The sequence below is a fragment of the Erythrobacter insulae genome, from assembly GCF_007004095.1.
In the GTDB taxonomy this organism is placed as follows: domain Bacteria; phylum Pseudomonadota; class Alphaproteobacteria; order Sphingomonadales; family Sphingomonadaceae; genus Erythrobacter; species Erythrobacter insulae.
Genome location: NZ_VHJK01000001.1, coordinates 1,506,857 through 1,530,610 on the forward strand (window position 1 = coordinate 1,506,857; position 23,754 = coordinate 1,530,610).

At 57.5% G+C, this 23,754-nt stretch carries 22 protein-coding genes; 6 read left to right on the forward strand and 16 right to left on the reverse strand.

The window, feature by feature from the left end:
• Window positions 1-6: 6 nt before the first annotated feature.
• From FGU71_RS07145 to FGU71_RS07180, 8 genes are all read right to left on the reverse strand, one after another.
• Window positions 7-2,652, reverse strand: a complete 2,646-nt coding sequence (locus FGU71_RS07145) for a hypothetical protein (RefSeq protein ID WP_142787937.1) — start codon at window positions 2,650-2,652, stop codon at window positions 7-9.
• Window positions 2,653-2,666: 14 nt separating this feature from the next.
• Window positions 2,667-2,933 (reverse strand): spike base protein, RCAP_Rcc01079 family, encoded by a 267-nt coding sequence (locus FGU71_RS07150; RefSeq protein WP_142787938.1) that lies wholly within the window; start codon window positions 2,931-2,933, stop codon window positions 2,667-2,669.
• Window positions 2,934-3,045: 112 nt separating this feature from the next.
• Window positions 3,046-3,729, reverse strand: coding sequence for an FkbM family methyltransferase (locus tag FGU71_RS07155; RefSeq protein ID WP_142787939.1), 684 nt, complete (start codon window positions 3,727-3,729; stop codon window positions 3,046-3,048).
• A gap of 17 nt (window positions 3,730-3,746) precedes the next feature.
• Window positions 3,747-4,739, reverse strand: a complete 993-nt coding sequence (locus tag FGU71_RS07160; RefSeq protein WP_142787940.1) for a nodulation protein NodZ — start codon at window positions 4,737-4,739, stop codon at window positions 3,747-3,749.
• Complete coding sequence (locus tag FGU71_RS07165) at window positions 4,736-5,737, reverse strand: glycosyltransferase family 2 protein (RefSeq protein ID WP_234035678.1); 1,002 nt, start codon at window positions 5,735-5,737, stop codon at window positions 4,736-4,738. The genes FGU71_RS07160 and FGU71_RS07165 overlap by 4 nt, the downstream gene beginning before the upstream one ends.
• The gene (locus tag FGU71_RS07170; RefSeq protein ID WP_142787941.1) at window positions 5,704-6,579 is read right to left on the reverse strand and encodes a glycosyltransferase; all 876 of its coding nucleotides are present in this window, start codon (window positions 6,577-6,579) and stop codon (window positions 5,704-5,706) included. The genes FGU71_RS07165 and FGU71_RS07170 overlap by 34 nt, the downstream gene beginning before the upstream one ends.
• A gap of 109 nt (window positions 6,580-6,688) precedes the next feature.
• Window positions 6,689-8,893: a GumC family protein gene (locus FGU71_RS07175; RefSeq protein WP_142787942.1), complete on the reverse strand. Its 2,205-nt coding sequence runs from the start codon at window positions 8,891-8,893 to the stop codon at window positions 6,689-6,691.
• 6 nt (window positions 8,894-8,899) lie between these two features.
• Window positions 8,900-9,622 (reverse strand): polysaccharide biosynthesis/export family protein, encoded by a 723-nt coding sequence (locus tag FGU71_RS07180; RefSeq protein ID WP_234035679.1) that lies wholly within the window; start codon window positions 9,620-9,622, stop codon window positions 8,900-8,902.
• Window positions 9,623-9,855: 233 nt separating this feature from the next.
• On the opposite strand from FGU71_RS07180, the gene FGU71_RS07185 reads away from it, so the two are divergent.
• Window positions 9,856-10,401 carry a hypothetical protein gene (locus tag FGU71_RS07185; protein WP_142787943.1) on the forward strand — a complete coding sequence of 182 codons (546 nt, stop codon included), beginning with the start codon at window positions 9,856-9,858 and terminating at the stop codon, window positions 10,399-10,401.
• Here FGU71_RS07185 and wecB read toward each other — a convergent pair.
• From wecB to FGU71_RS07205, 4 genes are all read right to left on the reverse strand, one after another.
• The gene (gene wecB, locus FGU71_RS07190) at window positions 10,398-11,534 is read right to left on the reverse strand and encodes a non-hydrolyzing UDP-N-acetylglucosamine 2-epimerase (RefSeq protein WP_142787944.1); all 1,137 of its coding nucleotides are present in this window, start codon (window positions 11,532-11,534) and stop codon (window positions 10,398-10,400) included. The genes FGU71_RS07185 and wecB overlap by 4 nt on opposite strands.
• Window positions 11,531-12,835: a UDP-N-acetyl-D-mannosamine dehydrogenase gene (gene wecC, locus FGU71_RS07195; RefSeq protein WP_142787945.1), complete on the reverse strand. Its 1,305-nt coding sequence runs from the start codon at window positions 12,833-12,835 to the stop codon at window positions 11,531-11,533. Before wecC ends, wecB begins: the two co-directional genes overlap by 4 nt.
• Before the next feature lie 126 nt (window positions 12,836-12,961).
• Window positions 12,962-13,444 (reverse strand): glycosyltransferase, encoded by a 483-nt coding sequence (locus tag FGU71_RS07200; protein ID WP_142787946.1) that lies wholly within the window; start codon window positions 13,442-13,444, stop codon window positions 12,962-12,964.
• Entirely contained in the window at window positions 13,441-13,917 is a 477-nt protein-coding gene (locus FGU71_RS07205) for a glycosyltransferase family protein (RefSeq protein WP_142787947.1), read from the reverse strand. Before FGU71_RS07205 ends, FGU71_RS07200 begins: the two co-directional genes overlap by 4 nt.
• A 154-nt stretch (window positions 13,918-14,071) precedes the next feature.
• On the opposite strand from FGU71_RS07205, the gene FGU71_RS07210 reads away from it, so the two are divergent.
• From FGU71_RS07210 to FGU71_RS07230, 5 genes are read left to right on the forward strand one after another with little or no spacing between them, the layout of a single operon-like run.
• Complete coding sequence (locus FGU71_RS07210) at window positions 14,072-15,151, forward strand: CaiB/BaiF CoA transferase family protein (RefSeq protein WP_142787948.1); 1,080 nt, start codon at window positions 14,072-14,074, stop codon at window positions 15,149-15,151.
• A gap of 3 nt (window positions 15,152-15,154) precedes the next feature.
• Window positions 15,155-15,604, forward strand: coding sequence for a MaoC family dehydratase (locus tag FGU71_RS07215; protein WP_142787949.1), 450 nt, complete (start codon window positions 15,155-15,157; stop codon window positions 15,602-15,604).
• Window positions 15,605-15,662: 58 nt separating this feature from the next.
• The gene (locus FGU71_RS07220; RefSeq protein ID WP_142787950.1) at window positions 15,663-17,567 is read left to right on the forward strand and encodes a DUF3604 domain-containing protein; all 1,905 of its coding nucleotides are present in this window, start codon (window positions 15,663-15,665) and stop codon (window positions 17,565-17,567) included.
• Between the two features lie 23 nt (window positions 17,568-17,590).
• Complete coding sequence (locus tag FGU71_RS07225; RefSeq protein WP_142787951.1) at window positions 17,591-18,400, forward strand: peptidyl-prolyl cis-trans isomerase; 810 nt, start codon at window positions 17,591-17,593, stop codon at window positions 18,398-18,400.
• Complete coding sequence (locus FGU71_RS07230) at window positions 18,397-19,398, forward strand: HupE/UreJ family protein (protein WP_234035680.1); 1,002 nt, start codon at window positions 18,397-18,399, stop codon at window positions 19,396-19,398. Before FGU71_RS07225 ends, FGU71_RS07230 begins: the two co-directional genes overlap by 4 nt.
• Here the strand turns inward: FGU71_RS07230 and FGU71_RS07235 are convergent.
• Genes FGU71_RS07235 through FGU71_RS07250 form a run of 4 tightly spaced genes read right to left on the reverse strand, consistent with a single transcriptional unit; the run spans window position 19,395 to window position 23,703 of the window.
• Window positions 19,395-20,801 carry an efflux transporter outer membrane subunit gene (locus FGU71_RS07235; RefSeq protein ID WP_185960231.1) on the reverse strand — a complete coding sequence of 469 codons (1,407 nt, stop codon included), beginning with the start codon at window positions 20,799-20,801 and terminating at the stop codon, window positions 19,395-19,397. The two genes, FGU71_RS07230 and FGU71_RS07235, sit on opposite strands and share 4 nt — an antisense overlap.
• A 6-nt stretch (window positions 20,802-20,807) precedes the next feature.
• Complete coding sequence (locus FGU71_RS07240) at window positions 20,808-21,827, reverse strand: efflux RND transporter periplasmic adaptor subunit (RefSeq protein ID WP_142787952.1); 1,020 nt, start codon at window positions 21,825-21,827, stop codon at window positions 20,808-20,810.
• Between the two features lie 35 nt (window positions 21,828-21,862).
• The gene (locus FGU71_RS07245; protein WP_142787953.1) at window positions 21,863-22,570 is read right to left on the reverse strand and encodes an ABC transporter ATP-binding protein; all 708 of its coding nucleotides are present in this window, start codon (window positions 22,568-22,570) and stop codon (window positions 21,863-21,865) included.
• On the reverse strand, window positions 22,567-23,703 hold the full coding sequence (locus tag FGU71_RS07250) for an ABC transporter permease (RefSeq protein ID WP_142787954.1): 1,137 nt from the start codon (window positions 23,701-23,703) through the stop codon (window positions 22,567-22,569). Before FGU71_RS07250 ends, FGU71_RS07245 begins: the two co-directional genes overlap by 4 nt.
• Between the last annotated feature and the right edge of the window lie 51 nt (window positions 23,704-23,754).

Sequence of the window (23,754 nt, forward strand, 5' to 3'; positions counted from 1 at the left end):
GCGCAATCACGCCGCCATTACCAGCTTTGCCGCATTGACTGCCGAGGTCAGATCACTGCCCAGAGCAGCCTGATCCAACACAGCTATTTCATGATAACGGCCGCGAACGTTCGAGGTGCCTCTGCCAATGGCAAGCCCGGCTTTACCCGACATATCAAGGCTATCGACCACAATTATCATTCGACCTGCAATTTGATCCATGGCCGTGAACAACTCGCCGCGCGTGGTGCAAACGGTTTCGTTATTGTCGCTGGTATCGATGATCGTGGTGGTGGCCGCCAGAAGGCTTGACGATCCGCTTGTCGGAGCAATCAAGACTGCTGCTGCCTCATCGGAAATCATTGTCTTTCCGCTTATCGCAAAGCCGCCTTTGGTAAAGGCGAAGACGACTGTAAACACCCCGCCAGCGATCGCTTGCGTAATCTTGTCACCACCATCCAGCTCAATCCCGTCGGCTTCGATAACGGGCTGTTTTTCAGGGCCCGCCTGGGTGAACGCGTTGTTGTTGGCGCTATCATCAATTGCAATGAATGTTCCATCATTCACAGCTTTGGAAAGATCGTTATAGCTACCTGTGCCCGACGCGTTGAGGGCGCTGATCAATGTGTCACGCGCTCCTTGCGCCGGATCTGGCGACGGGGGCGGTCCCTCGACAATAGGCCAATCGCCAGCATAGGGACCGATGCCCGGCGCAGATGGATCCCAATCGCGTCCTGCGATATCTTTGCGAAAGCTTTCGCCTGGGAAAACCGTTTCGAGATCGGTGATGAGCCCGTTTATATTGAGACCGGTCATTGAATTGAGCGCCGATCCCAGTTCAGCTTCGAACTGATATTTATCAGGATTGGTGTGCAGATCGGTGCGGTTTACGGTCACCTCGCTTACATTTCCTGCGACGCTCGCATTGGTCAGGATATTGTTGCTGCGATTAATGGTCCCGCCCGTCTCGTTTATAAACGGGATGACGCAATTCGCGATGGTCCAATCCATTACATCTCGGCCAAGCGAAACACCTCCCTGATCCATGATCGGGAGCCGTTCTGCGATGTGCGGCACCCAGCAATTAATGAAGTGACTTTCATTACCCGGTTTGGCCACTGGCAAGGCGACAGCGTTGGCGTTTTGGTCGACATAGCCGCGGCCCGTATTTGTATTGGGCGGAAAGATGCAGTGCAGAAAATGGAGGCGGCTTGATAGTTGGTTGGCGCCGTATCCTGTGTAAAGCTGTGTGTTTTCGGTGAAACCTCCAATGAAGCGCTGCACCACGACATTATCGGAATTGTTATAGATGTTGAGCGCGTTGGCATGCCCGCCCGCGCTGGTGCGGTATGCAACGACATCCTCGATAATTGTGTCGCGGACCCCGAATAACCGCATCCCGGTTCCAGAGATGTCCTGAAAGCGCAGACGCCTGTAACGGTTTGCGTAATTGTACGCGTTCGAGACCGTCGACGGGCTGGTTTGCAATCCAAAGGAAACGCTGTCGCGGAAGGTGCAATCCTCCAGCACCACGCCTTGTTCGCAAATGTTCTGCATTAGCGCGCGGCCATCTGCGATATGGCGGAACAAACACTGTCTGATGACCGCGCCGCATCCTGAAAGACCGGCCGCATTGTTGATCCGCAGGGCGCTATCCTGTGCGTTCTGGCCTCTCGTCAGTTCAAAGGTGATGCCTTCGACTGTGATCGCGCAACTGTTGGTATTGCGTGACAGATCGAGGCCGCGCGATCGCACGGAGATTTCCACATCGTGGATCGGCAGGCTGTGCGGCCAGACGTAGAAAGTGACAGTGCCATCATCATTGTCTTTCCAGCCCCACTGGCCGCTTTGGATTGATGGCAGGACATTGAGAAGCGCGTAGGCGCCTTGTCCGCTGGGCTCGACATCGATTGCGTTATCCAGATTGAGCACGCCATCAGACACGCCGACTACATCCAGAAAGGCCTCATTGTTGCCGCTTTCATAAAGCGCAGCGACTGTTTGTTCCAACTGGGCGTCGCTATATTGGTCGATGACGCCGGAATGGCTAATCGTATCGTAAAAACCCGCGCGTAGAGAAATCGATAAATCGGGAAAATCTTCGGGCGATTGTAGCTGGTCGATATTATCATAGAAGAGGTCAGGAACCGTGCGTTCCGGTCTGCGAATCCCGCATAGTGAAAGCGCGCTCCCGTCCTGTCGCATGATTGTGCGGTGCATGGCTTGGATGGGATAGTCGCCTACCGGGACAGTCGCTTTCCATATTTGATCGAAATTGCCGCCAATCGCTGGCTCATCATCGGAAACACATCGGGTGAAACCCGGGATCAGATTCGCGCCGCTGATCACAGGAACCTCGCTGCCATAGCGCTTTATTGTCAGGTTATTGAGTGAACTGGTGAGCGTCGGCTGCTCCCGATATGTCCCTTCGCGCAGGGCTATGGTCTGGTCACCTCCGGCGGCCTGTGCAGCATTGAGCGCAGTCTGGATCGTGGCAAATGGTGCAGTTAGTGACCCGACTTGTGAATCGTCCCCATCCGGCGCGACGTAAAAGTCTGCGTCAACGCCCGCATCATAGCCAAAGGTCTGGCCCGCAGATGGTATCATCGTGCTTAGCGGAAGGCCTCTAGACCCGATTGTTCCGCCGCGCAGCGCGGTGGCAAAGATATCCAAACCACACTGCAACATCAGGCGAGGCCTACAAGATCGGATGCGGTGCTGGATTCGCGGACAGCTTGTACGCGAACCGGGAGAATTGAGCCCGAAGGCACATTCGTAAATGTCACGTCGGCATCGGCATCGACTGCGCGCAAAGTTACCGCTCCTCCGCTTCCGACATAAACGGCCTTGGTGGCGGTGGGCAGGTCAGTTGTGTCGTTTGGAATGATCGCAAACGCCGTTTTCGCCGGTGTGAGCAGACTGTCGCTGGAATTCTTGAACGGATCAGGTTGCATTATTGGCTCCTTGGCAAATGAAACACCGAGATAACCAAACCGGTTCATGTAGGAAAACGGTTTATCCTCAAACGCATTTTTAGCGGATCAATATCGGCTGAACCAATGCTTTTCATCTTGTCTCACGGACGAACACACAGTTTTCTTTCTCACGTTGAGCGAGCACATAGCCTGCATTTTTCAGAGCTTTCACCGTCTTTCTGACCCGAGGAAGCGGCGCGGGCGAATCAAATTCGACACAGACGATTCGCGGAAAGATACGATCCACCAGCATGCGGCCCAGGACTTGCCCCCAGCTGCCTTCGATGTCGATTTTCAGAAGCTCGATCTGTTCATGACCCAGCTTCTCCATGATTGTTGCAACAGTGAATACGTGGGCCTCGATAAAGATGTCGCTTGCGTGGAGGTTCTCAACGAACCAGATTTTGTCTGCCGGGTTATGTGAGCTGTAAAACCGGATCACATGATCGCGATCGAGCATTCCCCATGGGTGGAACCGGATACGCCCTTGGTTCTCTGCTTCCATATATTCGATCGAACTCGGCGTCGGATCGAAGGCATGAACGTCCATCCCCTTGCGCTCTGCCAGTTCGAAATCGAACGTCGCATCGCGGCCAACCCCGCCGCAATAGGCGACTTTGCCTGCCTGAATATCGGCTAACGTCCACCACGCATTATGGCCTTTGCCAAAGCGTTCGAACCGATAGTCATTGGGTTCAACCTGCGTGCTCAGCCATGCTCGCGAAATTAACCGGTTCGTGCGGCGCCACACACGGCCAAGGGTCATCAAAAACATTCGTGTCCTTTCGAGCTTCAGGTTCGGGCCTGAAGGAAGTGTTTGATCGCAACCTTGGGGTTGAAACGGTCAACATCGATTTGCCGTGATCGCGGTATCCGCCCTGCGAGAGCGGCGGTGCAAGAGAATGTCGAATGGCTGCTATGAATAAGGCAGTCGCACCGGGCGAGAGCCATCATATCAATCACCGCGTTGCGTGCCTCGCCGAGCGGATCGGTGAACTTGTTGGATGCGACATGAAGTGCTGCGTCATTATCGGCCAGTGTCTTCTGGATCGAAAGGGTATGCGGAAAGCGGTCCAGGATTGTATCCTGCGCTTCTTTGCTATCTGTGGCGAGAAAGATGTTTGCGGCTGGTAAAGCATCTTTCAACGCGCCAATCCGCTTTACGATTTTGTGCAGCGGCACTTTGCGATCAGTGAAACGGATGTGGACGCCAATCGTGGGGCCATCGAGGTTAAGGAATAACTGGTCAACCGCGCCTGTAATCTCCGGTCGGGGAACAAAAAACCTGTCCAGCATCTCGCGCGTGATCTGGGCCGACGAGCGACCGGCGAAGTCTGGGTGCGTTGCGATCCTTCGTCTGATGCGCTCCAATTTGGGCAGATATGACCAGAACACGGCGACATCCTGCGGCGGATCGGGGCGCAAAAGATCAATCGACAACTTCCTGTAGATGAATGGGTTTTTGTGATGGGCCGGGTATTCGCGGTGGATCACATCGGTCGGATGCAACGCCATTCTGCCAGACCAGACGGCCGGCCACACGTCTGTGCAATCGTCAAGCTGGCCAACATCACCCATCCAATCTGCATCAAACAACATCGGATACAGATTTTCGCCAGCGGGCACGTACATACCGTCGCGCCAATCGATGTAGGCTGTGCGATTGTTCAACCTCGCCAAGACAAGACCGGTTATCGCTGACAGCATCCGATTGCCCAAACCGCCCTTTGCCTTGATCGCGAGCGCTTTGGTGGGGTGACCTTCAATATCTGCGTTCCCGGTCACAGATCGTCCTTTGATATGCTGCCAATTTTTGAGAGCAATCCCCGCTCCTGATCATACCCGTAACGCCAAAGGTCCGGCTTTAAGGCAACAAGCCGATATCCGTCGCTCATCGCTTTGAGTCGCGGACTAAAGCCGCCGAATAGGCGACCGGCTAAATACCGTTCTATCGCTGCAATCCAGGTGAGGAATGCCGCCAAATACCAACCGGGCCTGGACCAGTGTGTCCGTGTAAACTCCATCGTTCCGGCTGCTCTATAAAGCAAGCGCATCGCTCCGACATCATCTCCATGGCCCGCCTTGTGATGCCCGCGTGCCGATGCGATGCGCCAGAATGTATAGCCACGCTGGGCCAGCCTGAAAAACAGATCGACCTCTTCGCAATAGAGAAAATAACGCTCGTCAAAGCCGCCGGCCACGTCCCATGCAGCCTTGTCGAACATGACGTAGGCACCGCTCAAGATTGATACGGGTGCATCGCTTTGCGCGCCTTTGATTGGCCGGATGCCAACCAGTGATCGGCCAAGTGCAACGCTGAAAAATTCGAGGATTGATGGCATTGCAATAGCGTTGCCGGAATCGGGCTGTCCCTGTGCATTGGTGGTTACGCCGCCCCATGCCGCAGCATCGGGGTGATCCCGGCTGCCTTGTAGCAAGGCTTCGATCGAGCCCGAGGGTAAAACCATGTCAGGATTGACCAAAAGGTATTTGGCGCCCCTCGCTTTGCTTGCCAGCAGATTGTTAGCGGGGCCAAAACCAATATTGCCGCGGCTTTGAACAATCGAAACGTCGGGAAACTTTTCGCGGACCAATTCTTCGGTTGAACCATCACCATTGTCGATCAGCAGAATTTCATGGCTGATATCGGCGCAGGCGTGCGCGATAGAGTCCAGACAATCGCCAATGAACGCATTTGAATTGTAGCCCACGATCAGGATGCTGATGCACGGTTCCAAAACGCTGCTATTCATCTCTTTCTCGAACTCTGATCGCGGGTCCATTGCGTGGTCCGGCCTTGCAACCTTTGCCATAGGGCCCGCAGGCGCGCAGCGAATTTGATGCCGAAAAACGCAATCAGATCGAAAGCAGAGGCACCATTTGTAAGCGCATGACCCAATCCGGCCGAGCCGCCAGAGTGCAAATTGTAAGGGCTGGGATGGTCACGTAAGACTTCGGCATTCCCCAGACGCCGCCGCGCCTCGACTTTGATTTGTTCCCATGCGGTTCGGGGGGGAAAGACGACAGTGCAAACAGGCTCACCCGCTGCGTTGTGCCGTAGATACCGTTTTTGCGCGTCGGGGAAACGCGTGTGGATCCATATATCATCCGCGATGATGGCGGGAAATTCTCCGATCGTTTCTATCGCCGCGCGGGATAAGCCATAACATCCGGCGCCGCCTTTGCCTGCTATTGCGTAAGGCTGGCGCAGCCACACCCTGTAATAGGCCTGCATCATTCGGGTTGCGCCTTGGAGGTTCAGCGAGATGGCCGGTGATGCTGTCATGACTCCCGGCTCATGCAGCGCATCTGCCAGGGCGGCGGCTGTAAGGTATGAGCACAGCACATCGGCATCCAGAACGATGCGAGGACAATGCCGTGCCGCTGCGCATCCGGCGTTAATCGCTGCGGTCTTCGACCCTTCGGATAAGGTCAGGACTTTTGCTACAGCATCAAACCGCTCGGCAAATTCAGCCGTTCGGTCGTTACAGCCATTGGCAACGACCACAATGTCCATAGCGTGCTCCGCCGGCGCATCGGCGAGTAGAAATGTCAGGCAGCGCCCGATCACCGCCTCTTCATTGTGCGCAGGGATTATTACAGAAAAGGCTTTCGCTGTGGTCACACACAAACCTTAACCGGGATCGACAGCCTTAGCGACCAGTCTGGGCGAAAGATCGACAATGCCGCAGCTAAGGTAAAAGGGATCGCACCTTGCCGAACCATTGGTGGTTCTATTTGCTTTTGCCGTATTGGTAATAATCGTAATTGTAGTTGTACGACTGGCCAGCCTCCAGAGCCCGGTACTTTGTAAGCACCGTACCAAACACGTTGCCACCTGCGCTTTGCAGGCGGCGGATGGCAACTTTTGCCTGACTGAAGCGCACACGGTTTGCTTCGAGGACGAAGATCGACCCATCGACCATGCCAGCGAGCGCCGGTGCATCGGCCAGACCCAGGACAGGCGGCGCGTCAAAGATGATCAGGGAGTATTCTTCGCGGTATTTGTCGATGAAATCGCGCAATTGCTTTGAAGAGAGAATTTCAGACGGGTTGGTGGGCAGCTCGCGGATCGGCAGGATCTCTAGGTTTTCGTGCACGCCTTTGATTACGGCAGATTCCAGGTCTGTATGACCGAGCAACACCTCGACAAATCCGTATTCGGGGTCCTTTACGTCAATCAGGCCCGCGAGAGACGGGCGCCGCATATCGGCATCAATCAGCAAGGTTTTGCGCCCCAGGCTTGCAAACAATTCAGCAAGGATAATGGCTGTGGTCGATTTGCCTTCGGATGCTTCGCTGCTGGTAAGTTGAATGACATTCCGATCACGGGGCAGGGCGAAATCAATTGTCGACCGGATCGATGCATAGGATTCCATCAGAGAGCCAAAGCGATTGCGCCCTTCTGTCCCAATGTCTTCATCCTCAACAAAAGGCGTGTGGCCAAGCAGCGGGAGACCCAATCGTTCTTCCACATCATCAAGCGAGCGAACCCGGTCATCCAGCAACTCGCGAAGCACCGCCAAGGCACCGGCAAATGCAATTCCGAAGACAATCGACATCAGCATGTTGCGCAGCAGGTTAGGCGAATAAGGTGAGCCGGGAGCTATCGCAGTGTCCAGCGGATTGATCGTCCCTGATTGAATGTCAGTCGCCGTGCTAACCTGGTTGAACCGTGCAAGCAGAGCCTGCAATTGCAAGCGTAAGGCACCGGCTTCTCGTTCGAGAACGCTGTATTCAACCTGCCGGTCCTGCTCGGCCAAAGTTGCCCCTGTCAGATCGCTCAGCTCCTGACGCAAAGCGTTCTCTCTGTTCCGGGCGACAATATATTCGTTGCGGACACTCGCTTTGATATCCGAGCTGCTGCGGTTGATTTGGCGGTTAAGTGTTTCGATCTGCGCCCGTACATTCCCGATCTGGGGGAATTCGTCGTTGTAACGTTGCCGCAAGTCGGTCAATTCAGTCTCTTTAAGCGTCCGATCACTTATCAAGGTTTGCAGGGCCTGATTGCTCTGAACTTCGGGCAATTGCGATGCCGGTACGCTTTGAACAGATCGCCATCTTTGTTCGGCTGCAATACGGTCAGCAGTTGCAGCTGCCACACGCGTGTTGATACTCGCAAGATTGCTCGACGTAAGCGTCTGTCCGCTCGCGCCGAATTCATCCTGACCGGTCTGGACAATGATCCCGCTGCGCCGCGCATAGCCATTGGCTGCCTGCTCTGCTTCTTCAAGCCGGCCCCGAACTAGCTGAATCTGCTCTCTCAGATATTCCTTGGCATATTCATTTTCGGCAATGGTATCTTTGGTGTCGGACGCAACAAACGCATCGGAATAAGCATTCGCCATCTCCGCTGCGATTTGCGGATCTTCGGAACGATACACTATCGTAATGATCCAGTTGTTGGTCGGAAATTCCGAGCTGACCGAGCGGTGAAGTTTGGCCGCTGCCATCTTCTGTTTGGCATCAAGCCATTGTGCATCAGACATATTCTCGGGCCGAGATTCGTCGATGTTCGGGCCGAGAAAATCTGTTCGCTCACCCAGGTTTTTCTGCTCGGCCACGACATTGGCAAGGTTGCGGCTGGTGATGATACCGACATAGGTATTCAGCTGTTGAAAAACCTGGCTCGGTGCGATGCCCTGATCAACATTTTGACCTTCCACGATATACGATGCGTAAGGCTCCACCCGAACCGTCGATCGGGCCTCGTACATCGGCGTGGCAAGCAATGTTACGATCAGCCCGGTGACTACCGCAGCGATGATAATCCCTGCGATCAGCCAGCGTTGCCTGAAGATGACACCGCGAACGGCCGCCATATCAATCAGTTTTTGGCGCGGTTGATGATGCACCATTTGATTTTGCGGCAGATAGCTGTCGATCCACGATCTTGATCCGCGCGGTTCGGGAGCTTGAAAAATTTGAGGATCGTTCATCTGAGCCTACAGAACAGCTGGACTAAAAATGCCGAACGCAGGAATTGCGCGCAGGAAATCTTGCCAAAATACGGACAGGCCATCTGTGCCCATCACAATGCGGTCGCCGGGTTCAAGGATTGGGTCCAGCATCGTACCGCGCGCCATTTGTTGGTAATCGAATTTGGCGACCATTATGCCGGTCGAATGTTCGCGGAAAACCGCAACCTGTTGCGTGTCTGCTGTTCGGCTTGGCCCTGATGCCATCGCAAGTGCAGACGACAGGCGAGCGCCCGGCTGGAATGGATAAACGCCGGGTTTCTCCACCGAGCCTTCGACTGTCACCAGATGCGACGCATATTCGGATATGTTGACGCTAACCATGGGGCTTTTGACGCCCGCCGCCGATAGGCGCTGTGTCACGTCGCGCTCGAATTGCTCGGCACTCATGCCAGCAGCGGGAATGGACCCCAAAAACGGAAGCGAAACATGGCCTTCGACCCCGATTTGCACCGATTCCATTGAAAAATCAGGCTCACGAAAGACAGTGACTGAAATTTTATCCGAGGGGCGCAATTGGTACAGCGTCGAGCGCGCAAAAGAATAGCCTGTCTGACCCAGATCGGTGCGCGGTTCGATAACAGATGCGCCAATCACCGGCTCTGGCGAGGAGGCGCAGCCAACCAAACCGGTGGCGGCAAAAAGAGCAATGCACGCTAAAACGCGACCTTGTGAAATTTCAAACGTCACGCCAAACTCCATCCCGATGCATAGGAGGTTAGACTTTACTGCACCGCAGCGCAACACGCGCCGCGCGGCCAAAAGTCCAATCGGGCAAGTTTTTACGATTGCCAAACCTTTGGCTTTGTTGGCCGGCGATGATCCATTGCAAGGTGTAGATACGCAAAAGTTGCACGCTTGAAGCCAGCGACTAATCCGATATTTGGACAGAGGCGTGCTAATTTGAGGAGAATGAAGGCCCGATGATGACTGGCGCGTCCAATCTTAGCCTGATTGCCAGTGCGATTTACGGGATTGTGTTTCTGACAACGCTTCTTGCGGCGGTGGCAGCTGCGAAGACACATCAAAAACAATGGCATATCCTGAGCTGGGTATGGCTTGCGGCGGTGTTCGCTGCGATGGCGGCAGCGCGGATTTATCAGGTCGAAGACGTGATGCGTGACGAATTGCGGGAAATGCTTCGTGCGCAGGGCAATTATAACACGAGGCGCGTTTTCCAAGGCGCGATTGCCGTGGCATTGGCAGGCGTCATTGCGGCATTATGTGCCTGGTGGTTCGTTCGCCGTGGCCGCTATCTTCACGGAAAGCGGAACGTTGCTGTCGCTCTTGCAAATGCAGCAGGGGCGGGTCTGATCATGCTGGTCATGATGCGATTGATATCGCTTAGCCAGATTGACTGGTTTTTGTTTGGCCCGCTCAAGTTGAACTGGATCGCCGATCTGGGGTTCAGTTTTGCTGTTTCAGGAGCGTCAATCTCCTACGTCTGGTGGGTGAGCAGGCGTTTTTAGTGTGCTTTGCCGATAATCTGCGCGATCTGTTCGCTCGCGGTGCCATCACCATATGGATTGTGTGCTTTGGCCATAGCTTCATATGCGTCTGCACTATCGAGCAACCGGGTGACCTCGCGAATAATTGATACCTCGTTCGCGCCGGTTAGCAGGGCAGTGCCCGCTGAAACCCCTTCGGGACGTTCGGTTGTATCACGCATCACCAACACCGGCTTGCCCAGGCTTGGAGCCTCTTCCTGAATGCCGCCGCTATCGGTCAGCACAATATCCGATGCTTCCATCATCGCGACAAAACCGAGGTAATCGAGCGGTTCGATCAAAGCGATATTTGCGATACCCGATAAAGCTGGCTGCATCACTTCGAGCACGTTGGGATTGGGGTGCATCGGATAGATAATGGCGATATCGCCGCGCTGGGCCAGCTGTTTGAGCGCGGCAGCGATCTGGCGCATGCCTTCGCCGAAATTTTCGCGGCGATGCGCGGTCACCGCGATGATCCGTTTTCCGGCAAAACGCTCTTTCAAAGGCGCCAAGGCAGGCACCAATGAAGGATCGGCGGCGACTTTCGAACGAGCGGTAAGCAGTGCATCAATCACCGTATTGCCGGTGACATGGATAGCGCTTTCGGTGATGTTTTCTGCGCGCAGAGCGGCAGCGGCATTTGCGGTTGGGGCAAAGTGCAGATCGGCCACTGCGCCTGTGACTTTGCGGTTCACTTCTTCTGGCCAGGGCGAATAGATATCCCCGCTGCGCAGGCCGGCTTCGACGTGCCCGACCGGGATGCGCCGGAAATAACAGGCCAGCGTCGCCATCATCGTGGTCAGCGTATCGCCATGGACAAGCACCCGATCCGGCTGCTCTGCATCCAGCGTTTCACCAAAGCGCGTGATTATACGCGCTGAAAGAGCATCCAGGCTCTGCCCAGGCTGCATCAGATCGAGGTCGATATCCGGTGTGATGCCCGCGATATCCATGACCTGATCCAGCATTTCGCGATGCTGCGCGGTAACAGCGACCCGAACATCAAACCGGTCGGTCTTGCGCAGGGCCTGAACCACGGGAAACATCTTGATTGCTTCGGGACGGGTCCCGAACGTGACCAAGATACGTGGCCGCGATCCAGTTTTGGTCATCGGTTAAGCATTCCGCGCGTATCGAGAGTGATCTTGTTGGCGAGATCGGACGGGGTGAGATGTTTGAAGGCGGTGTGATCCACCAGAACCACAACAATCTCGGCTGCCAAGAGCGCTTCGTCAAGCGTCGTGAGCTTTGCGCCCGTGCCGGAGAACCCATGCGGCAAGGTATCGGTAAAAGGTTCAACCACCAGCATCCTATCGCCGCAATCTTTCGCGAGATTCTCCGCTATTTCCAGCGCCGGGCTCTCCCGGAAATCATCGATATCCGGTTTAAACGCGAGGCCCAGAACCGCGATTTTTGAGTCGGCGGTTACGCTTAAGAGACCGCGGATGCGCTGTTCTGTATGCTGTGCCTTGTGATCGTTGACTTCGCGAGCGGTGCGCACAAGCTTTGCTGTCTTGGGCGCGCCCGCCACGAGAAACCACGGGTCAACGGCGATGCAATGGCCGCCGACGCCGGGGCCCGGTTGCAGGATGTTCACACGAGGGTGGCGATTGGCGAGCCGGATCACGTCCCACACATCAACACCAATTTCGTCGGCGATCATCGACAGTTCGTTGGCGAAAGCGATGTTCACATCACGAAAGCTGTTTTCGACCAGCTTTACGGTCTCCGCAATGCGAGAGTTTGTCATCAGGCAGTCGCCTTCGACGAAGCTCTTGTAAAGACCAACTGCACGCTCGGCGCAGGCCGGTGTCATGCCGCCAATTACCCGGTCATTGGCGACGAGTTCATGGACAATCTTACCCGGCAGAACGCGCTCCGGGCAATAGGCCAGAGCAATGTCGCCGCCCGAGGCATCGCCGAACGCGGGGACTTTGATATCTGGCCGCATTCCGGCAATGATATCAGCGACTTTTTCTGTTGTGCCGACGGGAGAAGTGCTTTCGATAATGATGCATGCGCCCGGCAAAATCTGCGGCGCGATCGCGCGCGCGGCGGCTTCGACATAGCCGATATCGGGGGTGTTGTTATCGCTTAGCGGTGTCGGGACAGCTATCATGTAATAGTGCGCGGTCGGGACCGTGGTCGAAGCGGTCAGACGCCCCGTTTCGGTCGCGCTGCGGACCAGTTGATCGAGGTCGCGCTCTTCGATGTGAACGCCGCCCGCATTGACAGTTTCAACAACCTTTTCAGACACATCGACGCCGCATACGTTCCAGCCATAGCTGGCGAGAACGGCGGCAGTCGGAAGGCCGATATAGCCCAGCCCTATCACGGCGATCTGGTGATCGGGTGACGGTTGGCTCGTGGCATCAGCGCCAATCGCTGTGGAGGTATCAAAAGGTGCGTTCATGGTCTTACAATTCCCGAATTTACGCGGGTTTCATGCGACCAAAGCCCTTAAAATCGCGTTATCCTTGATGCGATTTTTACTCTTTTTACAAAAGGGGCTGAAAAGCACCTAAAGGAACAAAGCGCCCTATAACTGCCCGGTTTCAATGAATTTCGTCACAGCAGCGTGCAATTGTCGCGCGCTTTCGGAAGGCGTCACCGGAAATGATTTCATCGCCAAACCATCGTCAATCCGGCTGGCCAATTGTGTTTCATCCATCGCCACAAGCACCCCGGCTCTATTCGCCAGTTTGGATACTGTCGCAATCTGATGATCGTTGCGATGCTCACCCAGGTCGGCGCGGCGAGGCACAAGGACAACCGGTTTCCCGAACCTTTGCGCGGTCAGCACTGCGCCGATCCCGGCATGGCTTATGATCAGCTGCGATTGCCGGACGAGTTCTTCGAAATCGGCGGCGGCAATCCTGTTATGCGCTTCCATGTTTTCGGGTTTGTAGGTGCCCGCACCGATCTGCGCGACCACCCGCATCCCGAGCGTCGGTGCAAGCGCATCCATAGCCCGGATGAGCCGGTCAAAACCCAGCTGCATACCGACCGTGACAAGGATCACAGCACCGCCCCCCGATACGAGGGCTGCGGATCGCCGCAAAGGCTTTCCCACTGGGTCAGGCATTCATGCGCGAATGTTTTGGACAGCCTGCCGCACATCGACAATTCCTCCCCATTGGCGACACTATCGATCCATAGCGTTTTGGCGCCAATCAGACGGCCTGCAACAATGCAGAAGAAACCGGGCGCTGCCCCGGTGGAGATAACCACATCCGGACGCAGCCGTGCTACGGTCCATAGCGCGGCCATAGCGCACAGCGCAGCGCGAAAAGGTGTGTCCTGATTGCAATCGGGCAATATCGATGCGTTCTTCACCTGATGCTGTTCTGCCAGGCTGGTATCGGTCGTGGCAAAGCGGACATCGTATTTTTCCAAAGTCCCGCGCAGCAGCATGAGCTGTTCCCAGTGCCCGCCTCCAGATGCCGCTGCCAAGACCCGTTTTGTGGCTTTGCCCACGATTTGCTTACCTGCCATTTGCACCGCAAGATTGCGGGATTTCAGGCAGTATTGCGCGGGTTGCCCCGCTGTCAATTCATACCCTTGCACAAATCAGACTGACGATCGCCGGGCGCCTCTTGCCCTCCCGCGCGTCTCGCGTCAGAAGCTCCAGCCAAGAGGAGAGCATGATATGAGCACACCCGCAGGTCCGCTTACCGGACTTAAAGTCATCGAATTTGCCGGGATTGGTCCGGGGCCGCATGTTGCCATGCTGCTGGCTGATCTGGGCGCGGAGGTGGTGCGGATTGATCGGCCCGGTGGCGGCGTGATGAATCCGGTGGTGGAACGTGCGCGCAACCGCGTAACGGCGGATCTCAAAAGCGAAGAAGGCAAAGCGTTTTGCCGTGAAGCCGCAAGCAAGGCCGATGTGCTGATCGAGGGATTGCGCCCCGGCGTGATGGAGCGGTTGGGGCTTGGCCCGGATGAGCTGCTGGCGGATAATCCGCGCCTTATCTATGCCCGTATGACCGGCTGGGGTCAGGATGGGCCGCTGGCTCAGGCGGCGGGCCACGATATCAATTACATCGCGCTGACCGGTGCGCTCGATGCGATTGGCAAGGCAGGCGAAACCGCGGTTCCGCCGCAAAATCTGGTCGGCGATTTTGGCGGCGGTTCCATGTATTGCGCATTCGGGATTATGGCCGCGCTGTATGAACGCGAACGATCCGGCAAAGGCCAGGTCGTCGATGCCGCGATTGTCGATGGCACAACCAGCCTGATGAGTTTCTTTTTCGGATTGCCCAAATCTGCAGTGCGCACCACAGAGCGCGGCAAAGGCTTGCTGGGCGGGGCATCGCATTTCTATCGCTGTTTCAAATGTGCAGACGGCAAAGAAATCTCGCTGGGCGCGATCGAACCGCAATTCTATGCCGAATTGCTCGCCAGATCGGGCGCTCCGGCAGAGCTTGCCGAAGGGCAGATGAACCCGGCCAATTGGGATGAATATGCACAGAAAATGGCGGCTTTGTTCGTAACCAAAACGCGCGATGAATGGTGCGAATTGCTAGAGGGGACAGACGCCTGTTTTGCGCCTGTCATGCAATTGGATGAAGCGCGCGAGCATCCGCATATGAAAGCACGCGGCGCTTTTGTGGAACATGATGGGGCGTGGCATACGGCGCCGGCACCGCGTTTCAGCCGGACGCCCGGCGCAGTGCGATCAAGCGCGGATAACGGCGCCGATGTGGTCGCCGGCTGGACGAAAGGCTAAACCATGGCAGGCAAATTCTTTGACGAATGGCAGGTTGGCGACCGGGTCGAACACGAAATCCGGCGCACAGTGACAGAAACCGACAATCTGCTGTTTTCCACCATGACCCACAATCCGCAGCCGCTGCATCTGGATATAGAAGCCGCCAAGGAAAGCGGCTTTGGCCAGATTCTGGTGAATTCGACTTTCACATTCTCGCTGCTTGTCGGATTGTCAGTTGGCGATACGACGCTGGGCACTCTGATTGCCAATCTTGGATTTGATAAAGTGGTGACGCCGAAACCGGTTTTTATCGGCGATACGATGCGTGCGCAAAGCGAAGTGAAAGAGCTTCGGGCAAGCAAATCACGGCCCGAAGCAGGCATCGTTACCTTTACGCATGAACTGCTTAATCAGCGCGATGAGGTGGTTTGCCGGTGCGAAAGGTCGGCTCTGCTGCGCCGTTCTGCTTGACGAACGGTAAGTTTAAGGCGCACACTCCGCGACAGAGAGAAAAGGGGAGAGGCGCATAATGCGTGGTTGGACCAGGCTTGCACTTGCAGGCATTTCGGCATTGGCAGTGACAGCGTGCGATAGCTTGGTCGCGGTTGACGAAGCGCAGAGCGGCGATGGGACAGGCACCATCGAGCTCGCCGAATTTCCTGACCGTCCCTATTGGGGCGACACGCATCTTCACACTGACAATTCGGTTGATGCGTTCGGTTTCGGAGTGCGGCTTGGCCCGGAAGAGGCTTTGAAGTTTGCTCGCGGTGATGCTGTCACCTCGACCACGGGGGCAGAGGCGAAACTGGCCCGCCCGCTCGATTTTCTGGTGATCGCGGACCACTCCGATGGCCTTGGCGCGACGCGGCGGCTGTATGATGCGCCGCGCTTTTTGATTCAGGATGAAACGCTGCTGCGCTGGCATGACATGATGCATGAAAGCCCGGAGCAATCTCAGCTGGCGATTGCCGAGCTGATCACCGCTGCGGCGGATGGCACGCTGCCCGAAGCATTCGCCGATCCTGAAGCCAATGCAGAGAATACGCGGGACATCTGGACCACGCATCTGAATACCCTTGACCGGTATAACAAGCCGGGTGAATTCACCGCTTTGGCCGGTTTTGAATGGACACGGATGCCGGATGGCAACAACCTGCACCGGGTTGTGATGTTCCGGGATGGCAGCGCCCAAACCAGCCAGGTTATCCCGTTTCGCGGACAGACCACCACAGCGGAACAATTGTGGGATTACATGGCCGCTTATTCCGAGGCGACCGGTGGCAAGGTTCTGGCCATTCCGCACAATTCGAACCTGTCCAACGGGCTGATGTTTGAAATGACGATGCCCGATGGTTCGCCCATGACGGCGGCCTATGCGGCCAAACGCGCGCAGGCCGAGCCAGTGGTCGAAGTGACCCAGATCAAAGGTGACAGCGAGACGCATCCGTTCCTTTCGCCGAATGATGAGATGGCGGGATTTGGCGTTGCGGGCTGGGAATTGGGCAATCTGCCGCTGACTGCGCGGCGGACTGATGAAATGCTCGGCGGCAGCTATGTCCGTGAGGCGTTGAAACGCGGTCTTTCGCTCGAAGAACAGCTGGGCGTGAACCCCTACGCTTTCGGGATGGTCGGATCGACAGACAGCCACACGGCGCTGGCCACGGGCGATGAAGACAATTTCTGGGGCAAGCACACCGGCAATGAGCCCGCCATCACAGACCGGGCTGTTACTGCGCAAAACCTTGGCACGCGGCAGGGCCGGTTTGGCTGGAATTACCTTGCTGGCGGATACGCAGCGGCATGGGCGCGGGGCAATACGCGCGCGGAAATCTTCGACGCGTTCCAGCGGCGCGAAGTGTATGCCACCACCGGCCCGCGCATGAGCGTGCGGGTGTTTGGCGGCTTTGGCTTTGAAGATGCCGATTGGGACGCCGACTGGGTGCGTAAAGGCTACAGCGAAGGCGTACCGATGGGCGGTGAGCTTACAGATGGCGGTGAGGCGCCGCGCTTTATGATCAGCGCGCTTAAAGATCCCGATGGGGCCAATCTGGACCGGGTGCAGATCGTGAAAGGTTATCTCGATAGCGCGGGCGACATGCGCGAACAGGTCTATGATGTCGTGTGGAGCGATATGGATAGCCGCGCGCGTTCCGGCGGAAAGGTTCCGGCGGTCGGAGACACCGTTGACCGGGCAAATGCGACCTACACGAATGATATCGGGGCAGCGGAACTGCGCAGTGTTTGGACCGATCCCGATTATACGCCGGGCGCGCGCGCGTTTTATTATGTCCGTGTGCTCGAAATTCCGACGCCGCGCTGGTCATTGTTCGATGCAGTGCGCTTTGGCTTGACGCTCAGCGAAGAGGCCATGGCTGACAGCGTCGCGCAGGAACGCGCTTACACTTCGCCGATCTGGCTCAAACCGAGCGCCTGAAGCCCGAGCAACGGAAAGCGCCTGTGACCCTTCCACGCTGGACCCGTGAACCTCTCGTCCATTTCATGATCGCAGGTGCGCTGGTCTATGCGTTCTTCGCGTGGACCGGCGGGACCGCTGTCGATCCGTCTTCCCGCGTGATCCAAGTGGACCGCGAAGCGCAGGCGCAATTGTCATTGCAATTCGAACGCACGATGGGCCGCGCACCAACGGATGCCGAACTTGACGCGCAGATCGACCAATTCATTCGCGATGAAGTGCTGTACCGCGAAGCGTTGCGGCTGGGGCTTGATCAGGGCGATACAATCGTGCGGCAGCGATTGGTGTCCAAGATGGATATGGCAGCCGCAGCCGCAGCAGAGAATGCGGAACCGGATGACGCGGCGTTGCGCGCGTTTCTTAAGGATAACAGCGAGCGGTATCAGACCGCCCTCGATACCGATTTTGATCAGGTGTATTTCCGCAGTTCTGCCGCGGCGCGCGCGGCTTTAAACCGGATCAATGACACGCAAGACTGGCAAGGCATTGGCCAACCCATCAGCTTGCCTGCCAGCATGGAAGCCGCCTCGCAGCGGGTTATCCGTGACCGGTTTGGCGAGGAATTTGGCACCGGTATCGCAGCGCTCGATACAGGTGCCCGCTGGCAAGGGCCATTGCGCTCCGGTTTTGGTTGGCACTTGGTTCGGATCCGCGCGCGCGTTTCTGGCGGTGCGGGCTTTGACGCGCTCCGCCAGCAACTCGCCAATGACTGGCGCAGCGCCGAAATCGCCGAGCGCAAACAGCGCGCATTCGGCGTCCTGCGCGAGGCCTATCGGGTCGAGATTGATCGGTGAAACACGCATGGCGCGTCATCCTGATGGCGGTGCTCGCATCGCTTGCAGCGCCGCTGCTGGCGGATGAGCTGCGCCCGGCGATTGTCGAACTGACCGAACGAGAGCCGGGGCAATGGGCGCTGGAATGGAAAATACCCGTGGCGGCAAATGCGCGCGGCACTGCGCCGCGATTGGCGCAGCCGGTTATCCCGCAAAACTGCGAATTCAAGGTCGAACCGGTTCAGCGCGCCGCGCCTCTGGCATTGCTCGGGACTGCGCAGCTCGATTGCAACGGCGATCTGGGAAAGGCGACGTTTGGCCTGAGCGAGCTTATCGGCAGTGCTGATGCGATTGCCCGCGTCGCCCCGCTGGCACAGCCCGTCCAGACTTTTCGGCTTACGGCGCAAACGCCCACGGCAACCATCGCCGCAAAGCCGGACAGATGGGCTGTGGCACGCGATTATTTCGTCATCGGGGCCGAACATATCCTGTTCGGGTGGGATCACCTGCTGTTCGTCATCGCGCTGGTCCTGTTGGTGCGCCGGGGCTGGGCTGTGGTGAAAGCGGCGACGGCATTTACCGCAGCGCATTCCATCACACTGGTCGCGACTACGCTTGGCTATGCGGGTCTGCCGAGCCGTCCGGTCGAAGCGCTCATCGCGCTTTCGATCGTGTTTCTCGCGGTTGAGGTTATCCGCGCAATCCGTGCACCTGACCAACCAACATGGACACGCCGGATGCCGTGGGTGGCCGCGTTCGCATTTGGTCTGCTGCACGGGTTTGGGTTTGCCGGTGCGCTTTCCGATATCGGCTTACCCCAAGGCGAAATTGCCAGCGCTTTGGTGGCTTTTAATGTCGGGGTCGAAGCGGGGCAATTGCTGGTCATCGCTGCGCTTATGGCGGTCCTTGCCGCCATGAAGCGGGGACTGCCCGGCGCAGAAATTCCTGCGATCCGCGCGGCGACTTACGCCATCGGGATCACCGGCAGTTTCTGGGTGTTCGAACGGTTGCTTGGTTAGTTCGCGGGATTATCCCCGCCGAGCGCTTGCCATAGCAGGATGCGCGCGCGCTGTGCCCGTCCCAAAGCGGCCGCTGTGCGTTCTCCGCTGGCATCGGCTGCGCGGCGGGCTTCGAGCACTTCGAGAAAATTGGAAAGGCCCGCGCGGTAGCGTGTGTCGGCCAATCTCGCCGCACGCTGCAATTCGCTTTGCTCTTTTTCGGCAAGGGCTGCTTCGGCATCGCTCGCCCCGATCAATCCGTATGCTGCCTCTGTATCGCCCAAAGCCTGAAAGACAGCGCCTCGATACGCGGCAAAAGCGGTCTTTTTATTGGCGGCGGCGCCATCAATTTCTGCCTCTATCCGGCCAAAGTCGATCAGCGGTCCGGCCACACCTGCTGCCAACGTGCCGACAATTGAATCCTCGTTAAAGAAATCGCCGGGATTGAAAGCGAGCAAGCCAAGGACACCCGATAGCGTCAGGCTGGGGAAACGCGAGCGGGCCGCGGCGGCAAGCTCGGCATCGGTCGCCGCGAGCTCACTGGCAGCGGCCAGCACATCGGGGCGATTGGTCAGCAAATCGGATGGCAGCGTTGCAGGTGCAGGGGCGGCGGATAGCTGCGGCGCTGCTGCGCCAAGCGCGGCGGTAACTTCTGCCGCGCTTTGACCGGTCAATGTGATCAAACGCCCGACAATCCGCACGCGCTCGCTTTGCAAGGCGGCAAGACGCGATCGGGATGCGCTGGCGGCGGCCTCTGCGCGAACGCGGTCAAAGCCCGGAGCGATGCCCGAATCTGCGCGTTTTTTGGCAAGCGAGGCCAGCTGACTTGCCGCATCGACGTCGCTCTGGATGGCCGCCCCGCGGGCCTCGATCACGCGCCAATCGGTCACGCTGCCCGCTATCTCTGCCAGCAAGGCAATGCGCACTGCACTGGCCGATGCGCTTGCGCTGTCGATGCGGGCAATGGCGGCGCGTTCCTGTGCCTTTAACCGGCCAAACAGATCGGCATCCCAACTGGCGATCAGGTTTGCGCCGTATGACACTTGCTCTGTTTCGATAAACCCTGCGGCTCCGGCGGCATCGCCGAACTGGTTCGGGTTGATGCGCGTCCCGGTGACCGCACCATCAACACCGACATTGGGCAATCGCTGTGCGCCTGAACGGCGTGCGCCTGCACGCGCCGCCTCTACGCGGGCAAGCGCTTCGGCGAGGCTGGGGCCATTGGCCAGCGCGGCGCTTGAAAGGGATTGATAGGCGGGGTCTGCAACCGGCAGCAATGCTGCGATGCGGGCACTGGTCGCCGCATCGCCCTTATAGGTGAAATCCTGCGGCAGTTCGGGCGCGGGGGTTGCGATTTCAGGCGGCGGTCCGGCGACGCAGGCCCCCAATGTCACGGCTATCGATAAAGCAAGCAGCTGGCGCATCTGTGCCTACTCCTGACCGTCTGAATTGGCGGATTGCGCCGCTGGTGCAGGGTCATTGCCAACCGCCGGGATAAAGGCATCAACCTGTTGACCAACGCGGAATGCGTCGCTTTCGGGTAGGGCATAGATCACCTGAAGCACCCGGACATCGACGCGTTCGGCGGCGCTGTTTGTCAGCTGGCGTTTGGGCACAACTTGCGGCTCGGCGCGGACAAATCTGGCTTTCACCTGAACTTGTGCTGCGCCGCGCGGCGAAACTGCGGCATCGGCGCCCATCTGGACCCGTACGGCTTCGTTTTCGTCAATATCGACCCGCACATGCAGGGGATTGGTTTCCCCCATCTGGATAAAAGGAGCGGCATTGCCGCCGCCCTGCGTCGCAACGAATTCGCCGGGCCGGATGTTCACGGCGAGGATTTCGCCGCTGATCGGTGCGCGCACGGTCAACCGTTCAATTTCGGTACGGGCGCTGGATGCGGACGCTTGTGCAGCCGCGAGCCGCGCGCGCGCGACGCTAAGCCGGCTTTTGGCCGCATTCGCCTCACCCTCGGCGCGGATGACTTCGGAACGGCTGACAGCGGCTGGATCATCGATGGATTGAAACAGGGCAAGCTGCTGGCTCGCAGTGGTTTGTGCGGTTCGGGCTTCGGTGATGGCCGCGCGCGCTTCGGCGATGGCTGCGTTGGCTTCGGACAGGCGGGCGCGGGCGGCTCTGCTATCGACGAGGAACAGCGGCTGCCCTTTCTCAACCCGGTCACCCGGCTGAACACGCAAATCAGTGACAAGGCCCGAGAGGGCAGAGCCAATGTCGATAATTTCGCTCGATGGCTCTACCAGACCGGTGCCGGCGACACGGGGGTTTTCGGCCAGCTCACCGGTTGCCTTGGGGGGCTGCTGCTCAGGTTCGCTGGTGGATCGATCGGGCAGCGAGCCAAAGATATAAAACGCCGCGATCACTAAACCGATCAGCGCGAGAACCGGCAAAATCTGCCGTGAAAAGCTCACATTTTGGGGAAGCAGGGCCATGGTTTCCTCGGGTTCCAGTCTAAGTTCGGGGGCAATTAATGGTCGTCCGGCATATCAGTGCCGTCATGGGTGACACGGCCATCCTCAAGCACAAGGATGCGGTCGGCGAGATCGAAAATACGGTTGTCGTGGGTGACGATGATGCAGGCACGGTCAGGCGCGACGGCGACATCGCGCAGCAAATCCATCACGCGGCGGCCAGAGCTCGCATCCAGCGCGGCGGTGGGTTCATCGCACACCACAAGCCGCGGTTGGTGAACCAGCGCACGGGCAATCGCCACGCGCTGCTGTTGCCCGCCAGATAGCTGGTTGGGCAGCTTGTTCGCCTGATCACCGATATTCAGTTTCTCGAGCAGCTCTTTCGCTTTTTCGCGGGCAGGACCTATTGCCATGCCTTGGGCGATCAGGGGGACGGCGGCATTTGCAGCGGCGTCAATCGAAGGGATCAGATTGTATTGCTGAAAGATAAAGCCGATATTGTTGAGGCGGAATTTCACCAGCTCGCTATCCGACAGATTGTAGATGTCAGTGCCGAAAACTTGAACGTCGCCTTCGGTCGGCCACAGGATGCCGCACATGATCGAAATCAGAGTCGTTTTGCCTGAACCGCTTTCGCCGACGACATAGGTCATCTCGCCCGCTTTGATATCGGTGTCGATGCCGTGCAGCACCCGAATGGTCGATTGGCCGGCCTGAAAATCGCGGACGATCCCGCGTGCGCTGATCGCGCTTTCCGCGTTCACCGGAACACCGCCGCCGGCTCTGTTTTAAGGACGCTGCGAAGTGCGATCCAACCGGTCATGGCGAGGATGATGATCACGGCAGCCAGGCTGATCAGAGGGATCTGCCATGGGATATAAAACCCTTTGAAAAACGGGTTGCCGCTGAATGCCCAGATAAAGGTCACGGTTCCGATCACACCCAGCGCATATCCAATCAATCCGACCAGAGCGGCCTGTGCGCTGACCATGCCGACGATTTTGGAATTGGTGACTCCGATGGCTTTCAGCGCGCCGAATTGTTTGATGTTGTCGCGGATAAAAAGGCTGAAGGTCAGGCCGACAATCGCCACGCCGACTACAAATCCCAAAACGACAGTGATGCCGAAATTGGTCGGGATGCCGGTGTTCTGGATGATGAAATTGACGCCTGCTTCGGCAAATTCCTCGCGTGTCTCGGCTTTTAGGCCGGTCTGTTTTTCGATCCGGTTGGCCACGGCCGCTGCGGTTTCGCCTTCGGTGATGCCTGCCAGCACGAAAGTTAGCCGATTGCGCGTGCCCGGCACGTAATTCAGCGCCTGCGAATACTTTGTATATAGCGTCACCTGACTGGTGAAGCTGGGGATCGCGTCCGCTACGCCGCGGATGACAGCGCGCTGGTCATTGAGCTCTAGCCGCGCTCCGATCGGGTCTTCACCGTTTTCGAACAGGTTGAAGACCCCGCCATCGTCGATCACTACGGAATCGGGCTGTGCGAGGACATCTTTGGTGCCCACCACCATGTTTTGCGGCATACCGATCAAAGTCGCATCGTCGACGCCGATAATCGCAACCCCTTCCAGATCGCCGGTGCTGGTGCGGACCGATGCAACGGCACGCAGAAACGGGCTGGCCCACTCCACACCGGGGACAGAGCGCACTTCATCAAGCGCGGTGGAGGGCATGGCGTAGTTCACATCTGTGGTGCGGCTGACCGGATCCATCACCCATACCTCGGCCTCGGGCGCATTATAGACGCCGCTGGCGCCGCGTTCGACAAGGTTCACAAAAATGGTGAGCTGCTGCGTTATGAGCAATGTCGAAAATGCAATTCCGAACAACAGCCCATAAAACTTCTGGGCGTCTCCGGTGAGCATGCGGATGGCAATCCAGAGCATCGGGGCGGAACCTTAAATTGGGGTAAGGGTTGATTACCCGAGACAATCGTA

Excerpts from the sequence above, each read along its gene's own strand:
- FGU71_RS07150 (WP_142787938.1), bottom strand. The coding sequence starts at position 2,933 with ATGCAACCTGATCCGTTCAAGAATTCCAGCGACAGTCTGCTCACACCG.
- FGU71_RS07155 (WP_142787939.1), bottom strand. The coding sequence starts at position 3,729 with ATGTTTTTGATGACCCTTGGCCGTGTGTGGCGCCGCACGAACCGGTTA.
- FGU71_RS07165 (WP_234035678.1), bottom strand. The coding sequence starts at position 5,737 with ATGGACCCGCGATCAGAGTTCGAGAAAGAGATGAATAGCAGCGTTTTG.
- FGU71_RS07175 (WP_142787942.1), bottom strand. The coding sequence starts at position 8,893 with ATGAACGATCCTCAAATTTTTCAAGCTCCCGAACCGCGCGGATCAAGA.
- FGU71_RS07185 (WP_142787943.1), top strand. The coding sequence starts at position 9,856 with ATGATGACTGGCGCGTCCAATCTTAGCCTGATTGCCAGTGCGATTTAC.
- wecB (WP_142787944.1), bottom strand. The coding sequence starts at position 11,534 with ATGACCAAAACTGGATCGCGGCCACGTATCTTGGTCACGTTCGGGACC.
- wecC (WP_142787945.1), bottom strand. The coding sequence starts at position 12,835 with ATGAACGCACCTTTTGATACCTCCACAGCGATTGGCGCTGATGCCACG.
- FGU71_RS07205 (WP_142787947.1), bottom strand. The coding sequence starts at position 13,917 with ATGGCAGGTAAGCAAATCGTGGGCAAAGCCACAAAACGGGTCTTGGCA.
- FGU71_RS07210 (WP_142787948.1), top strand. The coding sequence starts at position 14,072 with ATGAGCACACCCGCAGGTCCGCTTACCGGACTTAAAGTCATCGAATTT.
- FGU71_RS07215 (WP_142787949.1), top strand. The coding sequence starts at position 15,155 with ATGGCAGGCAAATTCTTTGACGAATGGCAGGTTGGCGACCGGGTCGAA.
- FGU71_RS07220 (WP_142787950.1), top strand. The coding sequence starts at position 15,663 with ATGCGTGGTTGGACCAGGCTTGCACTTGCAGGCATTTCGGCATTGGCA.
- FGU71_RS07235 (WP_185960231.1), bottom strand. The coding sequence starts at position 20,801 with ATGCGCCAGCTGCTTGCTTTATCGATAGCCGTGACATTGGGGGCCTGC.
- FGU71_RS07240 (WP_142787952.1), bottom strand. The coding sequence starts at position 21,827 with ATGGCCCTGCTTCCCCAAAATGTGAGCTTTTCACGGCAGATTTTGCCG.
- FGU71_RS07250 (WP_142787954.1), bottom strand. The coding sequence starts at position 23,703 with ATGCTCTGGATTGCCATCCGCATGCTCACCGGAGACGCCCAGAAGTTT.